The following is an 18,011-nucleotide window of genomic DNA, read 5'->3' on the forward strand; positions in this document are numbered from 1 at the left end:
GCCGTCCTCGGGCGCTGTCGCCGCCCCGGGCACTACTCCGCGGGCAGCACGTACTTCGCCGCGATCTGCTTCGCGGTGTCCGAGTCCGGGCCGGGCTGGGGTACGAAGACCGCTTCCCGGTAGTAACGCAGCTCCGCGATCGACTCACGGATGTCCGCGAGCGCCCGGTGGTTGCCGTTCTTCTCGGGGCTGTTGAAGTACGCCCGCGGATACCACCGGCGGGCCAGCTCCTTGATCGACGAGACGTCGACGATCCGGTAGTGGAGGTAGCTCTCCAGGTCCGTCATGTCGCGGAGCAGGAATCCCCGGTCGGTGCCGACCGAATTCCCGCACAGCGGAGCCTTGCCCGGCTCCTTCACATGCTCACGGACGTAGGCCAGTACCTTCTCCTCGGCGTCCGCCAGCGTGGTGCCCGCGGCCAGCTCGTCGAGGAGCCCGGAGGAGGTGTGCATCTTCCGCACCACGTCGGGCATGGTCTCCAGTGCCTCGGCGGGTGGGCGGATCACGATGTCCACCCCTTCACCGAGCACGTTCAGCTCCGAGTCGGTGACCAGTGCGGCCACCTCAATGAGTGCGTCGTCCGTCAACGAGAGCCCGGTCATCTCGCAGTCGATCCACACCATGCGATCGTTCATGCGCCCTACCTTACGACCCGCGCCTGTGGACCGGTCCGGGACGACCGACCGGTCCGGGACGACCGCCCCGTCCGTGGTGACCGACCCGTCCGGGCCGGACCTGGCTCGGTCCGGCCCGGACGAGGCGCGGTCTACGACGCGCTCCGCTGCCCCGGTACCGTCGGTCGCCCCGGGGCGAAGGTGTCCGAGCTCGGTTTGCCCGGCTCCGGCGGAGCGGAGGCGGTCGCCGCCGGACCGGCCGGGGAGCTCGCCGCCGCTGCGCGGCGGACCTGCGGCACCACTTCCTGGGCCACCCCGGCGACCAGTACGGCCGCTTCGCCCTGCGGCCTGCGGGCACGGTAGGCCGCCCGGTAGGCGGCCGGGGACGAGCCCAGCTGCCGCCGGAAGTGACCGCGCAACGCGACCGGTGAGCGGAAACCGCAGCGCCCCGCCACCTCGTCCACCGAATAGTCGGAGGTCTCGAGGAGCCGCTGTGCCTGGAGCACCCGCTGGGTGATCAGCCACTGCAGCGGTGCGCTGCCGGTCAGTGACCGGAAGCGGCGGTCGAAGGTACGCCGGCTCATGTAGGCGCGGGCGGCCAGGGTCTCCACGTCGAACTGCTCGTGGAGGTGCTCCAGCGCCCAGGCCACGACCTCCGCCAGCGGGTCGGAGCCGATTTCCTCTGGTAAAGACCTGTCGAGATAGCGCTCCTGCCCGCCGCTCCTGCGCGGTGGCACGACCAGCCGCCTGGCCAGTGCTCCCGCCGCTTCGGTGCCGTGGTCCGTACGGACGATGTGCAGGCAGAGATCGATCCCGGCCGCGGTGCCCGCCGACGTCAGTACGTCGCCGTCGTCGACGAAGAGCTCGCGCGGGTCGACGTGCACCGACGGGTAGCGCTTGGCGAGCGTCGGCGCGTACATCCAGTGCGTGGTGGCGGGCCTGCCGTCCAGCAGTCCGGCCGCCGCCAGCACGAACGCACCGGTGCACAGCCCGACGATGCGGGCGCCCTCCTCGTGGGCGCGGCGCAGGGCGTCCAGGGCCTCGGGTGGCGGCGGCGAGGTGATGGAACGCCAGGCCGGCACCACGACGGTGCCCGCCCTGCTGACGGCCTCCAGGCCGTACGGCGCGGTGAGTTCGAGGCCGCCGGTGGTCCGCAGCGGTCCCTCCTCGCCGGCGCTCACCAGGAGGCGGTAGCGGGGCACTCCGGCGTCCTGGCGGTCGATCCCGAACACCGAGAGTGGAATGGAACTCTCGAATATGGGGCCTCCGCTGAAGAGCAGCACGGAGACGATCTCCTTGCGGCGGCGCCCGGAGAGCTTTCTTGTCGCCTCCGGCGCGGCGGTGGAGTCCTGGCCCTGGCTCATGGTGCTAAGCCCCCCTCGGTGCTCGCGGCTCCCTGTTCGTGTCGGGACGGTCGCTCCTGCACACTGCCTCTAATCGTCACGGCCCCTCGGTCCAGCACGAGTCCCCCGCCGTTATACCCATGATCGAATCTACTGCGTCCCGTGGTGCCGGCGTGACAAGTTCGGCTGACGGCACTATGTCGACAAGGCAACGTGGCGCGAAGCATTCGATCACGAAGCGTTTCACCCCGAACGCCCTCAGGGAAGTGCGCGTTCCGCGCATGGCCCGTCCCCGTAGGGTGCCGGCGCCTTCCGTGGCCCTTTCTCCGCAGGTGACAAGGGGGTTGACGTACCGTTCCGCCAAGGTTTGGGCACTACCGTGAAGTTGGCTGAAAACGTACGGGAGCACGTGTGCGAATCGGTCAGCTCACCGGCGCACGTCAGTACGGCCGACGACCGCCCCTGTGCGCCCCCGTGCCGGTCCGCTGCTGCGGTTCCCGCCGGTGCGCCGCCGGTCCTGCGGCCGCCCGGGCGGCGGCCCGTTCCGACTGCCGCAGCAGGAGCCGGCAGACGAGGGTCACCGCGACGAGCCCGAGGGCCGTCAGCGCCGTGTCGCCCAGGCCCGTCCCGTGTACGAGCAGGACGCCGGGGACCAGCACGCAGCAGAAGGCCGCCCAGCGCACCACTTGGTTCGCGGAGCCGGAGGAGGGGTGCGGCGGCGGAACGGCGGACGGGCGGGACGGCGGTGCGGCCCTCCGACGGGACACCCCGCGGGCGCCGGGTACGGGGGCGGGGTCGGTCGGCGGTACGGGCACGCGCTACTCCCTGGGAGACGTCGGGGTGACGCGTGTCCAACGGGTGGTTGCGGCTCCCGGTCACTGCGTCAGGAAGCTGTAGATGCCAACGGGCATTGCCATTTCCCGGCCTGCTCGGGCATGCTCCCTGGAACGCCGGAGTACATCGGCGGGCACTGGGCAGGAAAGGAGTGTCGCCGTACCCTTAGGGGTATGGGATTGGGAAGATGATTCCCGGACACAGCTCCGACACAGCTCGACTGCCACGTACCGCTCCCTCCTCAGAGGATCTTCTTCGCCGAGACACCGATGGCCGGTTACGAATTCTCCGAACCCGCGGACCGCAAGCAGATTGCCGACCCTTCGGCCGATCTCCATGCGGTGGACGAACCACGTCATTCCTGTGATCCCGCCTTTCTGCACGGGGTCGTCGTCGGCTTCGACGGCTCGACCTCCAGTGAGCGGGCGCTCGCCTATGCCATCGGTATGGCGGTGCGGCTCGGCTCCGGGCTGATCATCGTCCATGTCGCCAACCGGCTGCCGACCACGGTCTGGGCGGGCTGCGAACCCCCGGTCTTCGTGGACGTGCCGGATCACCGCACCGAGGTGCTCGGCCTCGAACTGGCCTGTGCGGACTATCTCTCCACGGTGCCCTGGATCCTGGTCGAGCGCGGCGGCGACATCTGCCACGAGTTGGAGGAGGTCGGCCGGGAGTACTCGGCCGACGGAATCGTCGTCGGGTCGACGCACGGGATCGTCGGCCGGATCTTCGGCACGGTGGCCGGCCGGCTCGCACGCCGCGCACAGCGGCCCGTCATCGTCATTCCGTGACGGCAGCCCGCATTCCGTGACGGCAGCCCCATTCCGACGGCAGACCCCGTCCCGTGACCATCGGCCGCTTGGCCTCAACTCCGCTTGACGGTGCGTGAAACTACCGATGCGTAGAGGTGGATTGCGCCCTTGTGAAGGGTACATATGGGTCACCCGGACATTCACTGGGGCACAGCTTCACTGCATCTGAAGGGAGCCCGCCGTGGACAACCACGTCGCTGCGGGAAGCAGCACCTCTCATCTCGGCCACCTCGCGCTCGGAGTGACCCTCCTTGCCTTCGGTATCGGCACCACCGGCGTGATCAACGGTGTGTCCGCGGCCGATTCCGTGTCGATCGCCACCTGGATCGGCGGCGTCGCCCTGTTCGTCGCCGGACTCTTCGAGTTCCGCGGCGGCAACAGCTTCAACGGCACGGCGTTCGCCGGCCTCGGTGCCTTCTGGTTCACCTGGGCCGCCGGCGTCGGCGACAAGGTCTCCGCGAACGGCGCGGGACTCTTCCTTCTGCTGTGGGCGCTGCTGGCTCTCAGCCTGATGCTCGGCGCCGGTGAAGGTCTGCTCGGCCAGGCCACGTACGGGCTGTTCTTCCTCTCGCTGGTGGTGCTGGCCGTCGGCAGGTTCGCCGACAGCGGCAGCCTCGGCAAGGTCGGCGGCTGGGTGGCCGTGGTGGCCGGTGCCGCAGCCTGGTATGCGGCGACGGCCGCGCTGGCGGGCTGGCCGAGGGCTCTTCCCGGGCGTGCTGCCGGCCGCGGAGTGACGGCCGCCGGCCAGTAGCCGCACCCGCCGGTGACCTGGCGGGGCGCCGGCGGCCCGTAAGGACTGGCCGGATTCCGCCGGCCGGTCCAAGGTGGTCCCGGCACGCCTGGTGGCGCGTACCGGGACCACCTGCACGTATGCGTCACGCGCGCACCCCGCGCGCGGTGCGGACCTACTCGACGGTGACCGACTTCGCCAGGTTGCGCGGCTTGTCGATGTCCCGGCCGAGCGCCAGCGCCGCGTGGTAGGCGAGGAGTTGGAGCGGGATGCCGAGCAGGATCGAGTCCAGCTCGTCCTCGTTCTTGGGCACCACGATGGTGTGGTCGGCCTTCGGCTGCTCCTGGTGCGCGACCGCGAGGATCCGTCCGTCGCGCGCCTTGATCTCCTCCAGTGCCGCCCGGTTCTTCTCGAGCAGATCGTCGTCGGGGACGATGGCGACCGTCGGCATGGCGGGTTCGATGAGCGCCAGCGGGCCGTGCTTCAACTCCGAGGCGGGGTAGGCCTCGGCGTGGATGTACGAGATCTCCTTGAGCTTCAGCGAGGCCTCCCGGGCGACCGGATAACCGCGCACCCGGCCGATGAACATCATCGACTTGGCGTCGGCGTAGTCGGCGGCCAGTTTCTCGATCTCGGCCTCGCCGGCCAGGATTTCGGAGATCTGGGCGGGCAGCTTCCGGAGCCCGGCGATGATGCGTTTGCCGTCCGCCACCGACAGGTCGCGGATCCGGCCCAGATGCAGGGCCAGCAGCGCGAACGAGACCACCGTGTTGGTGAAGCACTTGGTGGAGACGACGCAGACCTCCGGGCCGGCGTGCACGTACACCCCGCCGTCGGTCTCCCGGGCGATCGCCGAGCCGACGACGTTCACCACTCCGAGCACCCGGGCGCCCTTGCGCTTCAGCTCCTGGACCGCGGCCAGCACGTCATACGTCTCACCGGACTGCGAGACCGCCACGTACAGCGTGTCGGGGTCCACCACCGGGTTGCGGTAGCGGAACTCCGAAGCGGGCTCGGCGTCCGCCGGGATGCGGGCCAGCTCCTCGATCAGCTGCGCACCGATCTGACCGGCGTGGTACGAGGTGCCGCAGCCCAGGATCTTCACCCGGCGCACGCCCCGCGCGTCGCGGGCGTCCAGGTTCAGCCCGCCCAGGTGCACGGTGGAGAACCGGTCGTCGATCCGGCCGCGGAGCACCCGGTCGACGGCTTCGGCCTGCTCGGAGATCTCCTTGTGCATGTACGTGTCGTGGCCGCCCATGTCGTACGACTCGGCCTCCCACTCCACGATGGTCGGCGTCGAGGAGGTGGTCGACCCCTCCGTCGTGAAGGTGCGGAAGTCGTCGGCCTTGAGGGTGGCCATCTCGCCGTCCTCAAGAGTGACGACCTGGCGGGTGTGCGAGACCAGCGCCGCCACGTCGGACGCGACGAACATCTCCTTCTCGCCGATGCCGAGCACCACCGGGGAGCCGTTGCGGGCGACCACGATGCGGTCGGGGAACTCGGCGTGCAGCACCGCGATGCCGTAGGTGCCCTCGACCAGCCGGACGGTCTCGCGGACCTTGTCCTCCAGCGTCACCGCCTGCGAGCGGGCGATGAGGTGGGTGAGGACCTCGGTGTCGGTCTCGGAGAGGAACTCCACCCCGTCGGCGGTGAGTTTGGCGCGCAGCTCGGAGGCGTTGTCGATGATGCCGTTGTGCACGACGGCGACCTGGTTCTCCGCGTCCAGGTGCGGGTGGGCGTTAGCGTCGCTCGGGGCGCCGTGGGTGGCCCAGCGGGTGTGCGCGATGCCGGTGGTGCCCGCGAAGCGCTTGGGAACACGGGCCTCGAGTTCGCGGACCCGGCCCTTCGCCTTGACCATCTTCAGTGCGGGTGACTTGGGGGACGAGACGACGATCCCCGCGGAGTCGTACCCCCGGTACTCCAGTCGCTGCAGCCCCTCCAGGAGCAGCGGTGCCACATCACGCTTTCCGATGTATCCGACGATTCCGCACATATCGCTCCTCGTACCCTCTAGCCACGGACAATCTGTACTAGCTGTAGACAATGCGGCGCAGCTGCCGCAGGGAGAGCTCGGGCGGCGCCACCGCGCGGTGCGGCAGTTCGTCCGAGATCCGCTCGAAAATATCCGGGTTCGTCAGCCCGCGGGCCTGCAGTTCGCGGTGGCGGCGCCGGACGAACTCCTCGGTCGTCTCGTCGAAGTACGCGAGCACGTCAAGGACCACCCGGGCGGCTTCGCCGCGCTGCAGCGCGGTGCTGCGCACCAGGTGGTCGATGAGGTCGTCGTAGGACGGACGGCTTTCGAGCACCCGTTGATATTGGTGTGGCGGGCGGCTCTTTGCAAGATTTCTGCCCGATATCGGGCAGACGGAGGCGCAACTGGGGGATGGGAGTCGCTTTGCGATCAGTTCGTCGGCCTTTTTGGCACCGTTCTCGTCACGGATGCGAGGGGATTCTTCAGCGTCCCCGACAGCTGCAGCGCCCCCGCCGGGTCCTGCAGGTCGACCATCTGCTGGTTGTCGCGGAGCTGCAGACGGTTGAGGCAGGACAGCGCGAATTCCGGCGCGAACAGGTCGTACCGCCGGAACTTCTCGGCCAGCCGGGGCGTCGCGTCCTGGTAGGCGCGGACGCAGTCGGCGACCGTCCGCCAGAAGTCGTCCTCCGTCAGCAGACCCTCGGTGACCAGCGTCGCGCTGAGAAAGCGGAAGAAACAGTCGAAGACATCGGTGAAGAGCGACAGCAGCCGCAGGTCCTCGGGCACCTCGGCGCGGATACGCTCGACCTCCGGCGGGAGCTCGGTGGCCGGGTCGAGTACGGCTATCTCCTCGGCGATGTCCTTGTATATCGCCCGCCGGACGAGGCCGTCCTCGATCACCAGGATCACATTCTCGCCATGCGGCATATACACCAGGCCGTATGCGTAGAAGCTGTGCAGCAGCGGCGTGAGGTAGGCGTTGAGGTAGTGCCGCAGCCAGACCACCGGCCGCTCGCCGGACTCGGCGATCAGCGCGCCCGCGAAGGAGGCCCCCGCCCGGTCCGTGTGCAGCAGCGAAGCCATGGTGGCCGGCCGCTCACCGGGCTGCAGCGAGGGCACCGGGCTCTCCCGCCAGAGGGCGGCCAGCATTTTGAGGTACGGCGAGCCCTTGGCCGTCGCCGCTTCGTACTGCCGGTGGTGGTAGCCGATGGCGGCCCGCTCGCGGATAACCGCCAGGCCCGTCGAGCTGAGCACCGGATCACGCTCGACGAGGCCCGCCAGCCAGTCGTTGATGGCGGGCGTCGCCTCCATGTAGGCCGCCGAAAGCCCGCGCATGAAGCCCATGTTGAGGATCGACAGGGCCGTTTTGACGTAGTGCCTGTCCGGGTGGTCGGTGTTGAAGAAGGTACGGATCGACTGCTGCGCCAGATACCGGTCGTCGCCCGGCCCCAGCAGCACCAGGCGCTGCTGCGCCACCTCGCCGGCGAAGGTCACGGCGAGTTTGTTCTGCCACTGCCAGGGGTGGACCGGGATCAGGAAGTACCCGTCGAGATCGAGGCCGAACCCGGCCATCGTCGCGGCGAACCGCCGCAGCGTCTCCTCGCCCAGCTCTCCCCGGACCAGCGTGTCGTAGTCCAGACCGGCGCCCGCGGTGAAGGTGGCCCGGTCGCGCCGGGCGGCCAGCCAGATCAGCCGCACCGGCCTCGCGGCCTCCGGTGCGTAGGCCAGGTACTCGGCCGCGCCGAAGCCCAGCCGGCCGTTGTTGGCGACGAAACAGGGGTGGCCCTCGGTCATCCCGGTCTCGATGTCCTGGAACGCGGCACCCGCCAGCTCGGCCGCCGGCACCGGCGCCTTGCCGAGCTTGTACGCCGTGCCGGACAGGGTGGAGGAGATCTCCTCCAGGTAGACCGGCAGGACGGCCTCGCTCAGCCCCAGGGCGCCGCGCAGCTCGATGAAGAAGTCCAGCGCGTCCAGCGGCAGCTCCGCGCCGTCCCGGTGCCGCGTGATGGACGCGGCCGGCACCTGCCAGTGGTCCAGCGCGAACCGCCGGGCGCCGAAGCGGTACTCGGTCGCGCCGTCGTCGCTGTGCACCACGTACGAGTCGTCGCCGAGCGGCTGCGGGGACAGCAGCCGCTCGTGCGAGAACTCCGCGAGCGCCTTGCGGACGAGCAGCCGGTTGGCCTCGGCCCAGAGCTCGGGGGTCAGGTGGTCGCTCATCGGCGGGACTCCTTGCTGGGTACGGCTGCCCGGTAGGACCGGCGGGTGCATATGCTCAGCGCGGCTCTTTTCTCCGGCTTCTCGATCTCGCGCACGACCTCGAAGCCGACGGACTTGTTGAGCGCGTGCACCGCGTGGTTGCGGACGTCCGGCTCCACCACCACCCGTCGGGTCGCCGGGTCGGCGAAGAGTTCCGCCATCACTGCGGCGATCACCGCGCGGGTGAAGCCGTGTACGGGGGTGTCGGTGGGCGCCACCAGGAAGTGCATCCCCACGTCGCCGGGTTCCGCGTCGTACAGCCCGTTGAGTTCGACGTGCGCCGGGTCGTAGCGCTCCATCAGGAACGCCGGGGCGCCGTCGTGCAGACCGATGAAGGCCTCGTGGTGCTCGGAGGCGGCGATCGCCATGTACTCGCGCTCGACCTCCGGCAGCGTGGCGTCCTGCATCAGCCAGAAGGCCGCCTTGGGGTGGGTGACCCAGCGGTGTACCAGTTCGGAGTCGGAGAGGGGGTCGAGCGGACGGAAGGTGAAGGGGATCATGCGGCGAACTCCTGGAAGGCGATGGCCTTTTCGACCGGGTAGTACTCCTGGCCGTCGAGCAGTTCGCGAATGATGCACGCGTTGCGGTAGGCAGCCATGCCGAGGTCGGGGGCGACGAAGCCATGGGTGTGCAGCTCGGCGTTCTGGACGTAGATCGTCCGGTCCGCGTCGATGCTGTAGTTGCGGTGCACGTCGAACCGGCCCTGTGCGTCCCAGCGGATCCGGTTCCGCAGCGGCTCGAGGAACTCCGGCACCCGGTACCGGTAGCCGGTGGCCAGCACCAGGCCCTGGGTGGCGAGCGTGAGGTCTTTCTGCTGTTCCTGCTGGCGCAGCCCCAGGGTGTAGGTGCCGTGGTCGTAAGCCGCCGTTTCCAGCGAGGTGTTGGTGAGCAGCCTGGTCGGCACCGGGCCGCGCCGGTTCTTCGTGTACAGCAGGTCGAAGATGAGGTCGATCAGCTCCGAGTTGATGCCCTTGTAGAGGTTCTTCTGCGCGCCGTTGAGCCGGTCGCGGGTGGCCGCGGGCAGCGCGTGGAAGTAGTCCACGTACTCCGGCGAGGTCATCTCCAGCGTGAGTTTGGTGTATTCCAGCGGGAAGAACCTGGGGGAGCGGGTGACCCAGTTCAGCGCGTAGCCGTGCGTGTCGATGTCCTGGAGCAGGTCGTAGTAGATCTCCGCCGCGCTCTGCCCGCTGCCGACCACGGTGACCGACTCCTTGGCCTGCAGCGCTTCCTTCGCGCCCAGGTAGCGGGAGTTGTGGATCAGGTCGCCGCCGAGGCCGCGGCAGGACTCCGGGGTGTACGCGGGGGTGCCCGTGCCGAGCACGAGCCGGCGCCCCCGGTGGACGGCGCCGGCGGCGGTGCGTACGGCGTAGACCCCGTCCTGCTCCTCGTACACCACCTCGGTGACCGTTTCGCCGAAGCGGATCGAGGGGATCTTCGCGGCGGCCCAGCGGCAGTAGTCGTTGAACTCCTCGCGCAGCGGATAGAAGCTCTCACGGATGTAGAAGGAGTAGAGCCTGCCGGACTCCTTGAGGTAGTTGAGGAAGGAGTACGGCGATGTCGGGTCGGCCAGCGTGACCAGGTCGGAGAGGAACGGTGTCTGCAGGGTGGCACCCTCCAGGAACATTCCGCTGTGCCAGTCGAAGTCCGGCTTGGACTCGAGGAAGAGCCCGCTCAGGCCGTCGATCGGTTCGGTCAGGCAGGCAAGACCCAGGTTGAAAGGACCGAGACCGATCGCGATGAAGTCGTGCATGTCGTGCATGTCGTGCATAGGGTGGGGCCCGGACTCAGGAGGCGTGGGCAAGGGTCTCTCCCAGATACTGGCCGGCGTGCTCGGCGATGAGCTCGAGGACTGCGGCGATGTCGGCGACGGTGGTCTGCGGGTTGAGCAGGGTGAACTTGAGGTAGGCGCGCCCGTTGACCGTGGTGCCCGCGACGACCGCCTCCCCGGAGGCGAACAGCGCCTTGCGGGCGTACTGGTTGGCCCGGTCGATCAGAGCCGGCGCGGTGACGTGCGCCGGGACGAAGCGGAAGACCAGCGTGGAGAGCTGCGGCCGGACGGCCACATCGAAGCGCGGATCGGTGGCGAGCAGCTGCCAGCCCTGCTCCGCGAGGTCGACCACCTCGTCGAAGAGCCGGCCCACTCCGTCGGCGCCCATCACCCGCAGCGTCATCCACAGTTTGAGCGCGTCGAACCGGCGGGTGGTCTGCAGGGACTTGTCCACCTGGTTGGGGATGCGGGCCACCGCGGCCGAGCGCGGGTTCAGGTAGTCGGCGTGGTAGGTCGCATGCCGCAGGGTGGCCCCGTCGCGCACCACCAGTGCGCTGGAACTCACCGGCTGGAAGAAGGACTTGTGGTAGTCCACGGTGACCGAGTCTGCCTGCTCGATGCCGTCGAGGCGGTGACGCCGGTGCGACACCAGCAGCCCGCAACCGTACGCCGCGTCGACGTGCAGCCAGGTGCCGTACTGCGCGCAGAGCGCGGCGATCTCGGGCAGCGGGTCGATGGAGCCGAAGTCGGTGGTCCCCGCGGTGGCCACCACGGCCATCGGGACGCCGCCCTCGGCCCTGCACCGCTCCAGCTCCCGGGCGAGTGCGACGGTCTGCAGCCGCTTGTCCTGGTCACACGGAACGGAGACGACGGCCTCCGGCCGCAGCCCGAGCAGCTTCGCGGACTTCTGCACGCTGAAGTGGCTGCACTCGGAAGTGAACACCCGCAGCAAGGCCGGGTCCGCTGCCTTGGCCTCCTCGCGGGCCAGCAGCAGCGCCTGCAGATTGGACTGCGAACCGCCGCTGGTGAACACCCCGTCGGCGGCCGGGCCGAACCCGATCCGTCCGGCGGTCCAGTCCACCAGCCGACGCTCGATCAGCGTGCCGCCCGCGCTCTGGTCCCAGGTGTCCAGCGAGGAGTTGACCGCAGACAGCACCGCTTCCGCCGCCACCGCGGGGATGACGACCGGGCAGTTGAGATGGGCGAGATAGCGGGGGTGGTGGAAGTAGACCGCGTCACGCAGATAGACGGTCTCGAGCTCGTCCAGCGCGGCGCCCGCGTCGCCGAGCGGCGTGTCCAGGTCGATGGCGTCGACGGCCGGGGAGAGCGCCTCGGGGGTGATGCCGGTGAACGGGTTTCTGGTGGAGGCGAGTCGGTCCGCCACCCGCTCGACCGCTGCGGTGGCCGTATGGCGGTACTGCTCCGCGGTCGTGTCGTTGAGCAGGTGTGAGCGCATGAACGGTCCTCCGGGGGAAGGAAGAAGGGGGCGAAGGGGCACGTGGCGTTCTTGGTTAGGTAAGCCTAACCTAACTTAACGGGTTCGAGGCCGCAATGAGCCCCGACTCCCCGTAGGCGTATGGGTGTCAGGCCGCCGCAGCTCGCAACTGCTCTTCGCTGAGCCCGCGCCGCCAGTAGCCGACGAAGGTGACATTGCGGCGGTCGAGCCGCCGCTCGCCCACCAGATGGCGGCGCAGTTCCCTGACCCGGCCGGACTCGCCGGCGATCCATGCGTAGGGCGAGGCGCCCGGCAACTCCGCGGCGCCCACCGCCGCCACGGCCGACGGCGCGCCCTCGGCCCGAACCAGCCAGGTGACCCGGGCGTCCGCCTCGGTGCGGAGCTGCTGGCGGTCCCCGCTGTGCGGCACCTCCAGCCAGACGTGCGCCCGGGTGCCGGGCGGCAGCCACTCCAGGATGGCCGCGGCGGCGGGCAGCGCGGTCTCGTCGGCGCAGATCACCACCGAGTCGGTGCCGGTGGGCGGCTGGAAGCGGACGGCCTTGTTCTCGACGGCCGCCGGCCCGAGCACGACCACCCGCTGCCCCGGGACGGCCCGGCGCGCCCAGCGGCAGGCGGGGCCGGGGTGGCTCCGGCCTGCCCCGTCCGCGTCGCCGTCCCCCGGACCGTCCGCGTCGCCGTGCAGCGCGAAGTCGATGTCGACCTCGTCCGGGTCCCGGCGCTGCTCGCGCACGGTGTACGAGCGCAGCACCGCCCGTACGTCGGCGGGCAGCGCCCGCCACTCGGTGAACCAGTCGTCGCCGACCGGCAGCACCGGCTCCGGCTGCCCGGGATGCGGCAGGAAGAGCGACAGGCTCTGGTCCCGGCCACCGGCGGCGAACTCACCGAGGCCTTCGCCACCGAAGGTGATGCGGACCATCGACGGGCCGAGCCGCCGGGTCCGTACGACATGCAGGCCGAAGAAACGGAACGGGGCGGAAACAGCCGTCGTCATGGGTCAGCCGACCTTCCTGGCGTTCTCGATCGCCTCGGCCAGGGCGTCCAGGGCCGGGGCGCACTTGTCGTAGGAGAAGATCGGGTCGGTGGTGGAACGGGGGATGACCTGGCCCGCCTTCACCGCCGGCAGCTCGCCCCAGGTCGGCTTCGACTTCAGGGCGGCGGGCTGCAGCGCCGAAGTCCGGTTGTCCATCATGATGATGTCGGCCGGGTACTTGTCGGCGTTCTCCCAGCTCAGGCTCTCGAACCAGCCCTGCTTGTCGACCTTGTCGGGAACCACGATGTCGACCCCGAGTTCCTTGAAGTACCGCAGGTCCGCGGAGGGTTCCGGTGTCGAAATGTAGAACAGGTCGGCGCCGGCCGAGCCGATCAGCACCCGGATCTTCGGGTTGGCCCTGGCCGCGGCGCGCAGTCGGGCGGCGGCCTTCTCGAAGCGCGCCTTGGCGTCGGCGACCTTCTTCGCCTCGAGGTCGGCACCCAGCGATGCGGCGAGCTCGGCGTGGCGCTGGAGCGCGGCGGGCATCGAGGTCCTGGCGACCATCAGTGCGACGCTCGGGGCCAGCTTGAGGATCTTGTCCTTGGACTCGTCCGGCACGTACCAGAGCGCGCCCTTGTCGTACATCCCGGTGATCAGCAACTGGGGGCCGAGTGCTGCGTACTTCTCCACGTTGAACTCGCCCCAGACGTTGCCGAGTATCTCGACCTTGCTGATGTCGAGATCGCCGGCCTGGACGTCGGCCTTGCCGTCCTTGGTCTTCGTCGGCCCGAAGACTCCCGCCACCTCGACCCCGAAGTCGTGCAGCGCGGCCGCGGTGCCGGTGAACGCGACGATCTTCGTGGGGGTCGAGTCGGCCTTGGCGACCTTCCCGCGGTCGTCCTTGAAGGACCAGGCCCTCGACCCCGCCTTTGCCGTACCCGCCGAGGATTTCGAGCCGCCACTCCCGCATGCGCTGAGCGCGGCGCCGATACCGATGACGCCGCCGGCGGCGAGGAGGCCGCGTCGGGAGAGGTGGGAAGCGCTGGCATTGGGCATGGCGGGGCTCTGCTTTCCATACGTGCCGATGTGGCCACTGGGCAACTTCAGGTCAGGTTAGCCTAACCTGACCTGACGCCCTCGTATGGGTGTTTCGCCGACCTCGACGACCTCGCCGACCTCGCCGACCGGCGTGCGGCAGAACGCGGCCGGTCAGCTCGTCGGCAGCCCGAGTTCCCGCGCGATCAGCATGCGCTGCACCTCGCTGGTGCCCTCGCCGATCTCCAGGATCTTCGAGTCGCGCCACATCCGCGCCACCGGGTACTCGTTCATGAAGCCGTACCCGCCGTGGATCTGGGTGGCCTCGCGTGCGTTGTCCACCGCCACGGTCGACGAGTACAGCTTCGCCAGCGCCGCCTCCTTCTTGAACGGTTCGCCGGTCACCAGGCGCGACGCCGCGTCCCGCCAGGACACCCGGGCGGTGTGCGCCTTCATCTCCATGTCGGCGATCTTGAACTGGATCGCCTGGTTGTCGCCGATCGGGCGGCCGAAGGCGTGCCGGGTCTTCGCGTACGAGACGGACTCGTCGACGCAGCCCTGGGCGAGCCCGGTCGCCAGGGCGGAGATCGCGATGCGGCCCTCGTCGAGGATGCGCAGGAACTGGGCGTAGCCGCGGCCTTCCGCACCGAGCAGGTTCGCGGCCGGCACCCGGACGTCGGAGAAGGACAGTTCGCGGGTGTCCGAGGCGTTCCAGCCGACCTTCGAGTACGGGGCGGCGACGGTGAAACCGGGGGTGCCGGACGGCACGATGATCGCGGAGATCAGCGGGCGGCCGTCGACCTTGCGGCCGGTGACCGCGGTGACGGTGACCAGGCCGGTGATGTCCGTGCCGGAGTTGGTGATGAAGCACTTGGAGCCGTTGATCACCCAGTCGTCACCGTCGCGCACCGCGGTCGTCCGGGTGCCGCCGGCGTCCGAGCCGCACCCGGGCTCGGTCAGGCCGAAGGCGCCCAGGATCTCGCCCGAGCACATCCGCGGCAGCCACTCCCGCTTCTGCTCCTCGGTGCCGAAGAGGTGGACCGGCATCGCGCCGAGCGACACCCCGGCCTCGAGGGTGATGGCCACCGAGGAGTCGACCCGGGCCAGCTCCTCCAGGGCGATCCCCAGCGCGAGGTAGTCGCCGCCCATGCCGCCGTACTCCTCGGGGAAGGGCAGCCCGAAAAGGCCCATCCGGCCCATCTCGCGGACGATCTCGTACGGGAACTCGTGCCGCTCGTAGAAGTCACCGATCTTCGGCGCGATCACATCATGGGCGAACGCCTCGACGGTGCGGCGGAGTTCTTCGTGTTCGGGGGTGAGGCGGTGGTCCATGTCACTGCTCCTGGTGGGAGAGGGCGCGTACGGTGCGGGAAGGGCTGGGTCGGCCCAGTCGGCCGGCCATCCACACGCTGGTGGCGGTGAGGCGGCCGAGGTCGACGCCGGTTTCGACGCCGAGGCCTTCGAGCATCCACACGAGGTCTTCGGTGGCGAGGTTTCCGGTGGCGGACTTCGCGTACGGGCAGCCGCCCAGACCTCCGGCCGAGGCGTCCACCGTGGTCACCCCGTGCTGCAGGGCGGCGAGGGTGTTGGAGAGGGCCTGGCCGTAGGTGTCGTGGAAGTGGACGCCGATCGACTCCGTACCGACGCCTGCCGCGTTGAGGCCGGTGAGGAGGGCCTGGACGTGGCCGGGGGTGGCCACCCCGATGGTGTCGCCGAGGCTCAGCTCGTCGCAGCCCAGGTCCAGCAGCCGCTTGGCGACCGTCACGACCCGGTCGACCGGGACCGGCCCCTCCCAGGGGTCGCCGAAGCACATCGAGAGGTAGCCCCGGACGTGCATCCCGGCCGACCTGGCCGTCCCGACGACCGGCTCGAACATGGCGAGCGACTCGTCGACGGTCCGGTTGAGATTGGCCTTGGCGAAGGACTCGGTCGCCGAGCCGAACACCGCGATCCGGCGGGCGCCGAGGTCGCGGGCGCGCTCCAGGCCGCGGGCGTTGGGCACGAGCACCGGCAGATCGACGCCCCCGATGCCACCGAGCTGGGGGAACAACACTTCGGCGTCGGCCAGTTGGGGCACCCACTTGGGGTGCACGAAGCTGGTCGCCTCGATGGTGGTCAGGCCCGCCTCCGCGAGGCGGTGGACGAACTCGGCCTTCACCTCGGTCGGTACGACCGTCTTCTCGTTCTGCAGTCCGTCCCGGGCGCCGACCTCGTGGATACGGATCCGGGGCGGCAGTCCCTGCGCCGGTACGGACATGGGAAGCCCGGGGGTCATACGGCATCCTCCTGGGGAGTGACCACGGCCAGTACCTGGTCCATGGCGACGGTGGTGCCCGGCTGCACGTCCAGTTCGGTGACGACGCCCGCGTGCGGGGCGGTGATCAGGTGTTCCATCTTCATCGCCTCGACCACCAGCAGCCCCTGCCCGGCGATGACCTCGTCCCCGGTGGCGACCTTCACCACGGTGACCGTCCCGGGCATCGGCGCGGTGAGCGATCCGGCGCCGCCGCGCCCGGCCGCCGCGTCCAGCGTGGCCTCGACCGGATCGTGGTCCTGGACGTGCCAGGCGTCGCCGTCCCTGCCCAGCCAGTTCCCGGCCCGGTGGAAGGTGTGCACGGTTCCCTCGACGGTGACCGACACGGTGTCCGGCCCGACTCGGCCCGCACCCTCGGCGCGCACCGGTTCGTGCCCGGGGACCCGCAGCCAGTGGGCGAGCGGTACGCCGGTGCCGCCCAGCCGCCAGCCGCTCGGCACCGAGAACGGGTCGGTCCAGCCCCCCGCCGACCCCGGTGCCGGCTCCGGGGCCAGCTCCGCGCGGCGTACCGCGGCCGCCGCTGTGTACACCTCCGGCGGGACGGTGTCGTCGATCAGGCCGTCCGCCTCGCGCTCGACCAGACCGGTGTCCAGGTCGCCCGCCACCACCGCCGGGTGGGCGAGCAGCCGGCGCAGGAAGCCGGCGTTGGTCGGGACGCCCAGGGTGACCGTGTCCGCCAGCGCCGCCCGGAGCTTGCGCAGCGCGGTCGCCCGGTCCGGCCCGTAGGCGATGACCTTCGACAGCATCGGGTCGTAGCGGCTGCCGACCTCGGCGCCCTCGCTGAGGCCGGAGTCGGTGCGCACCCCCCGTCCCTGCGGCTCACGGAGCGACAGCACGGTGCCGCCGGACGGCAGAAAGCCCCGGGCCGGGTCCTCGGCGCACAGGCGCGCCTCGACGGCATGGCCGGTGAGCGTGACGTCCTTCTGGCTGTACGGGAGTTGCTCACCGGCCGCGACCCGCAGCTGCCACTCGACGAGGTCGATGCCGGTGATCAGCTCGGTCACCGGGTGCTCGACCTGGAGGCGGGTGTTCATCTCCATGAAGTAGTACGAGGAAGGGTCATTGCCCGGGACGATGAACTCCACCGTGCCCGCCCCCGTGTAACCGCAGCTGCGCGCCGCCTGCACCGCGGCCTCACCCATCGCCGTGCGGGTCGCCTCGTCCAGCAGGACGGACGGCGCCTCCTCGATGATCTTCTGGTGGCGGCGCTGCAGCGAGCATTCGCGCTCGCCCAGGTGCACCACATTGCCGTGGCCGTCCGCCAGCACCTGGATCTCGATATGGCGCGGCCGGTCGATCCACCGCTCGATCAGAAGCGTGTCGTCACCGAAGGACGAGCGGGCCTCGCGCCGGGCCGACGCGATCTCGTCCAGCAGCCGCGACTCGTCCCGGACCAGGTGCATGCCCTTGCCGCCGCCGCCGGCGGACGGCTTGATCAGCACCGGCATCCGGATGTCCTGTGCGGCGGCGGCGAGTTCGGCGTCGGTGAGTCCGCTCCCCGAGGAGCCGGGGACCACCGGGACGCCCGCCGCCCGCACCGTCGCCTTGGCGCGGATCTTGTCGCCCATCAGCGCGATAGCGGAGGCGGGAGGGCCGATGAAGACCAGTCCGGCGTCCGCGCAGGCCTGCGCGAAGCCGGCGTTCTCGGCGAGGAAGCCGTATCCCGGGTGTACCGCCTGCGCGCCGCTGCCGGCGGCCGCGGCCAGCAGCCGTTCCACCGACAAGTAGCTCTCGGCGGCGGCCGCGGGGCCGATACGGACGGCGGTGTCCGCCTCCCGTACGTGCCGGGCGTCCGCGTCCGCGTCGCTGAACACGGCCACCGAGCGGATGCCCAGCTCCCGCAGCGTACGGATGACCCGGACGGCGATCTCGCCCCGGTTGGCGATCAGAACGCTGTCGAACATTTC

16 protein-coding genes are annotated in these 18,011 nt (G+C 70.1%); 2 read left to right on the top strand and 14 right to left on the bottom strand.

The window, feature by feature from the left end; translation table 11 throughout:
* Positions 1 to 32 precede the first annotated feature (32 nt).
* The 3 genes from orn to AB0436_RS14690 form a co-directional block, all read right to left on the bottom strand.
* Positions 33 to 635, bottom strand: coding sequence for an oligoribonuclease (gene orn, locus AB0436_RS14680; RefSeq protein WP_366468201.1), 603 nt, complete (start codon positions 633 to 635; stop codon positions 33 to 35).
* A gap of 131 nt (positions 636 to 766) precedes the next feature.
* Positions 767 to 1,978 (bottom strand): helix-turn-helix domain-containing protein, encoded by a 1,212-nt coding sequence (locus AB0436_RS14685; RefSeq protein WP_366468202.1) that lies wholly within the window; start codon positions 1,976 to 1,978, stop codon positions 767 to 769.
* Positions 1,979 to 2,397: 419 nt separating this feature from the next.
* On the bottom strand, positions 2,398 to 2,772 hold the full coding sequence (locus AB0436_RS14690) for a hypothetical protein (RefSeq protein WP_366468203.1): 375 nt from the start codon (positions 2,770 to 2,772) through the stop codon (positions 2,398 to 2,400).
* A gap of 288 nt (positions 2,773 to 3,060) precedes the next feature.
* Between AB0436_RS14690 and AB0436_RS14695 the strand changes: the two genes are divergently transcribed.
* The gene (locus AB0436_RS14695) at positions 3,061 to 3,582 is read left to right on the top strand and encodes a universal stress protein (protein ID WP_366468204.1); all 522 of its coding nucleotides are present in this window, start codon (positions 3,061 to 3,063) and stop codon (positions 3,580 to 3,582) included.
* A 202-nt stretch (positions 3,583 to 3,784) separates the two neighbouring features.
* Positions 3,785 to 4,354 (top strand): acetate uptake transporter, encoded by a 570-nt coding sequence (locus tag AB0436_RS14700; protein WP_366468205.1) that lies wholly within the window; start codon positions 3,785 to 3,787, stop codon positions 4,352 to 4,354.
* A 154-nt stretch (positions 4,355 to 4,508) separates the two neighbouring features.
* Here AB0436_RS14700 and glmS read toward each other — a convergent pair whose 3' ends face one another.
* From glmS to AB0436_RS14755, 11 genes are all read right to left on the bottom strand, one after another.
* Positions 4,509 to 6,326 (bottom strand): glutamine--fructose-6-phosphate transaminase (isomerizing), encoded by a 1,818-nt coding sequence (glmS, locus tag AB0436_RS14705; protein WP_366468206.1) that lies wholly within the window; start codon positions 6,324 to 6,326, stop codon positions 4,509 to 4,511.
* 37 nt (positions 6,327 to 6,363) lie between these two features.
* Entirely contained in the window at positions 6,364 to 6,639 is a 276-nt protein-coding gene (locus tag AB0436_RS14710; protein WP_366468207.1) for a hypothetical protein, read from the bottom strand.
* A gap of 95 nt (positions 6,640 to 6,734) precedes the next feature.
* Complete coding sequence (locus tag AB0436_RS14715) at positions 6,735 to 8,522, bottom strand: IucA/IucC family siderophore biosynthesis protein (protein WP_366468208.1); 1,788 nt, start codon at positions 8,520 to 8,522, stop codon at positions 6,735 to 6,737.
* On the bottom strand, positions 8,519 to 9,061 hold the full coding sequence (locus AB0436_RS14720; protein ID WP_366468209.1) for a GNAT family N-acetyltransferase: 543 nt from the start codon (positions 9,059 to 9,061) through the stop codon (positions 8,519 to 8,521). Before AB0436_RS14720 ends, AB0436_RS14715 begins: the two co-directional genes overlap by 4 nt.
* Positions 9,058 to 10,320, bottom strand: coding sequence for a lysine N(6)-hydroxylase/L-ornithine N(5)-oxygenase family protein (locus AB0436_RS14725; RefSeq protein ID WP_366468210.1), 1,263 nt, complete (start codon positions 10,318 to 10,320; stop codon positions 9,058 to 9,060). Before AB0436_RS14725 ends, AB0436_RS14720 begins: the two co-directional genes overlap by 4 nt.
* Before the next feature lie 25 nt (positions 10,321 to 10,345).
* Positions 10,346 to 11,785, bottom strand: coding sequence for an aspartate aminotransferase family protein (locus tag AB0436_RS14730; protein ID WP_366468211.1), 1,440 nt, complete (start codon positions 11,783 to 11,785; stop codon positions 10,346 to 10,348).
* Between the two features lie 127 nt (positions 11,786 to 11,912).
* Positions 11,913 to 12,776 (bottom strand): siderophore-interacting protein, encoded by an 864-nt coding sequence (locus AB0436_RS14735; RefSeq protein ID WP_366468212.1) that lies wholly within the window; start codon positions 12,774 to 12,776, stop codon positions 11,913 to 11,915.
* Positions 12,777 to 12,779: 3 nt separating this feature from the next.
* Positions 12,780 to 13,811, bottom strand: coding sequence for an ABC transporter substrate-binding protein (locus AB0436_RS14740; RefSeq protein WP_366468213.1), 1,032 nt, complete (start codon positions 13,809 to 13,811; stop codon positions 12,780 to 12,782).
* A gap of 153 nt (positions 13,812 to 13,964) precedes the next feature.
* Positions 13,965 to 15,122 carry an acyl-CoA dehydrogenase family protein gene (locus tag AB0436_RS14745; RefSeq protein ID WP_366468214.1) on the bottom strand — a complete coding sequence of 386 codons (1,158 nt, stop codon included), beginning with the start codon at positions 15,120 to 15,122 and terminating at the stop codon, positions 13,965 to 13,967.
* A gap of 1 nt (position 15,123) precedes the next feature.
* The gene (locus tag AB0436_RS14750) at positions 15,124 to 16,065 is read right to left on the bottom strand and encodes a hydroxymethylglutaryl-CoA lyase (RefSeq protein ID WP_366468215.1); all 942 of its coding nucleotides are present in this window, start codon (positions 16,063 to 16,065) and stop codon (positions 15,124 to 15,126) included.
* The gene (locus tag AB0436_RS14755) at positions 16,062 to 18,008 is read right to left on the bottom strand and encodes an acetyl/propionyl/methylcrotonyl-CoA carboxylase subunit alpha (protein ID WP_366468216.1); all 1,947 of its coding nucleotides are present in this window, start codon (positions 18,006 to 18,008) and stop codon (positions 16,062 to 16,064) included. The genes AB0436_RS14750 and AB0436_RS14755 overlap by 4 nt, the downstream gene beginning before the upstream one ends.
* Positions 18,009 to 18,011 lie beyond the last annotated feature (3 nt).

This window comes from Streptomyces sp. NPDC051322 (assembly GCF_040689485.1).
Taxonomy (GTDB): Bacteria; Actinomycetota; Actinomycetes; order Streptomycetales; family Streptomycetaceae; genus Streptomyces.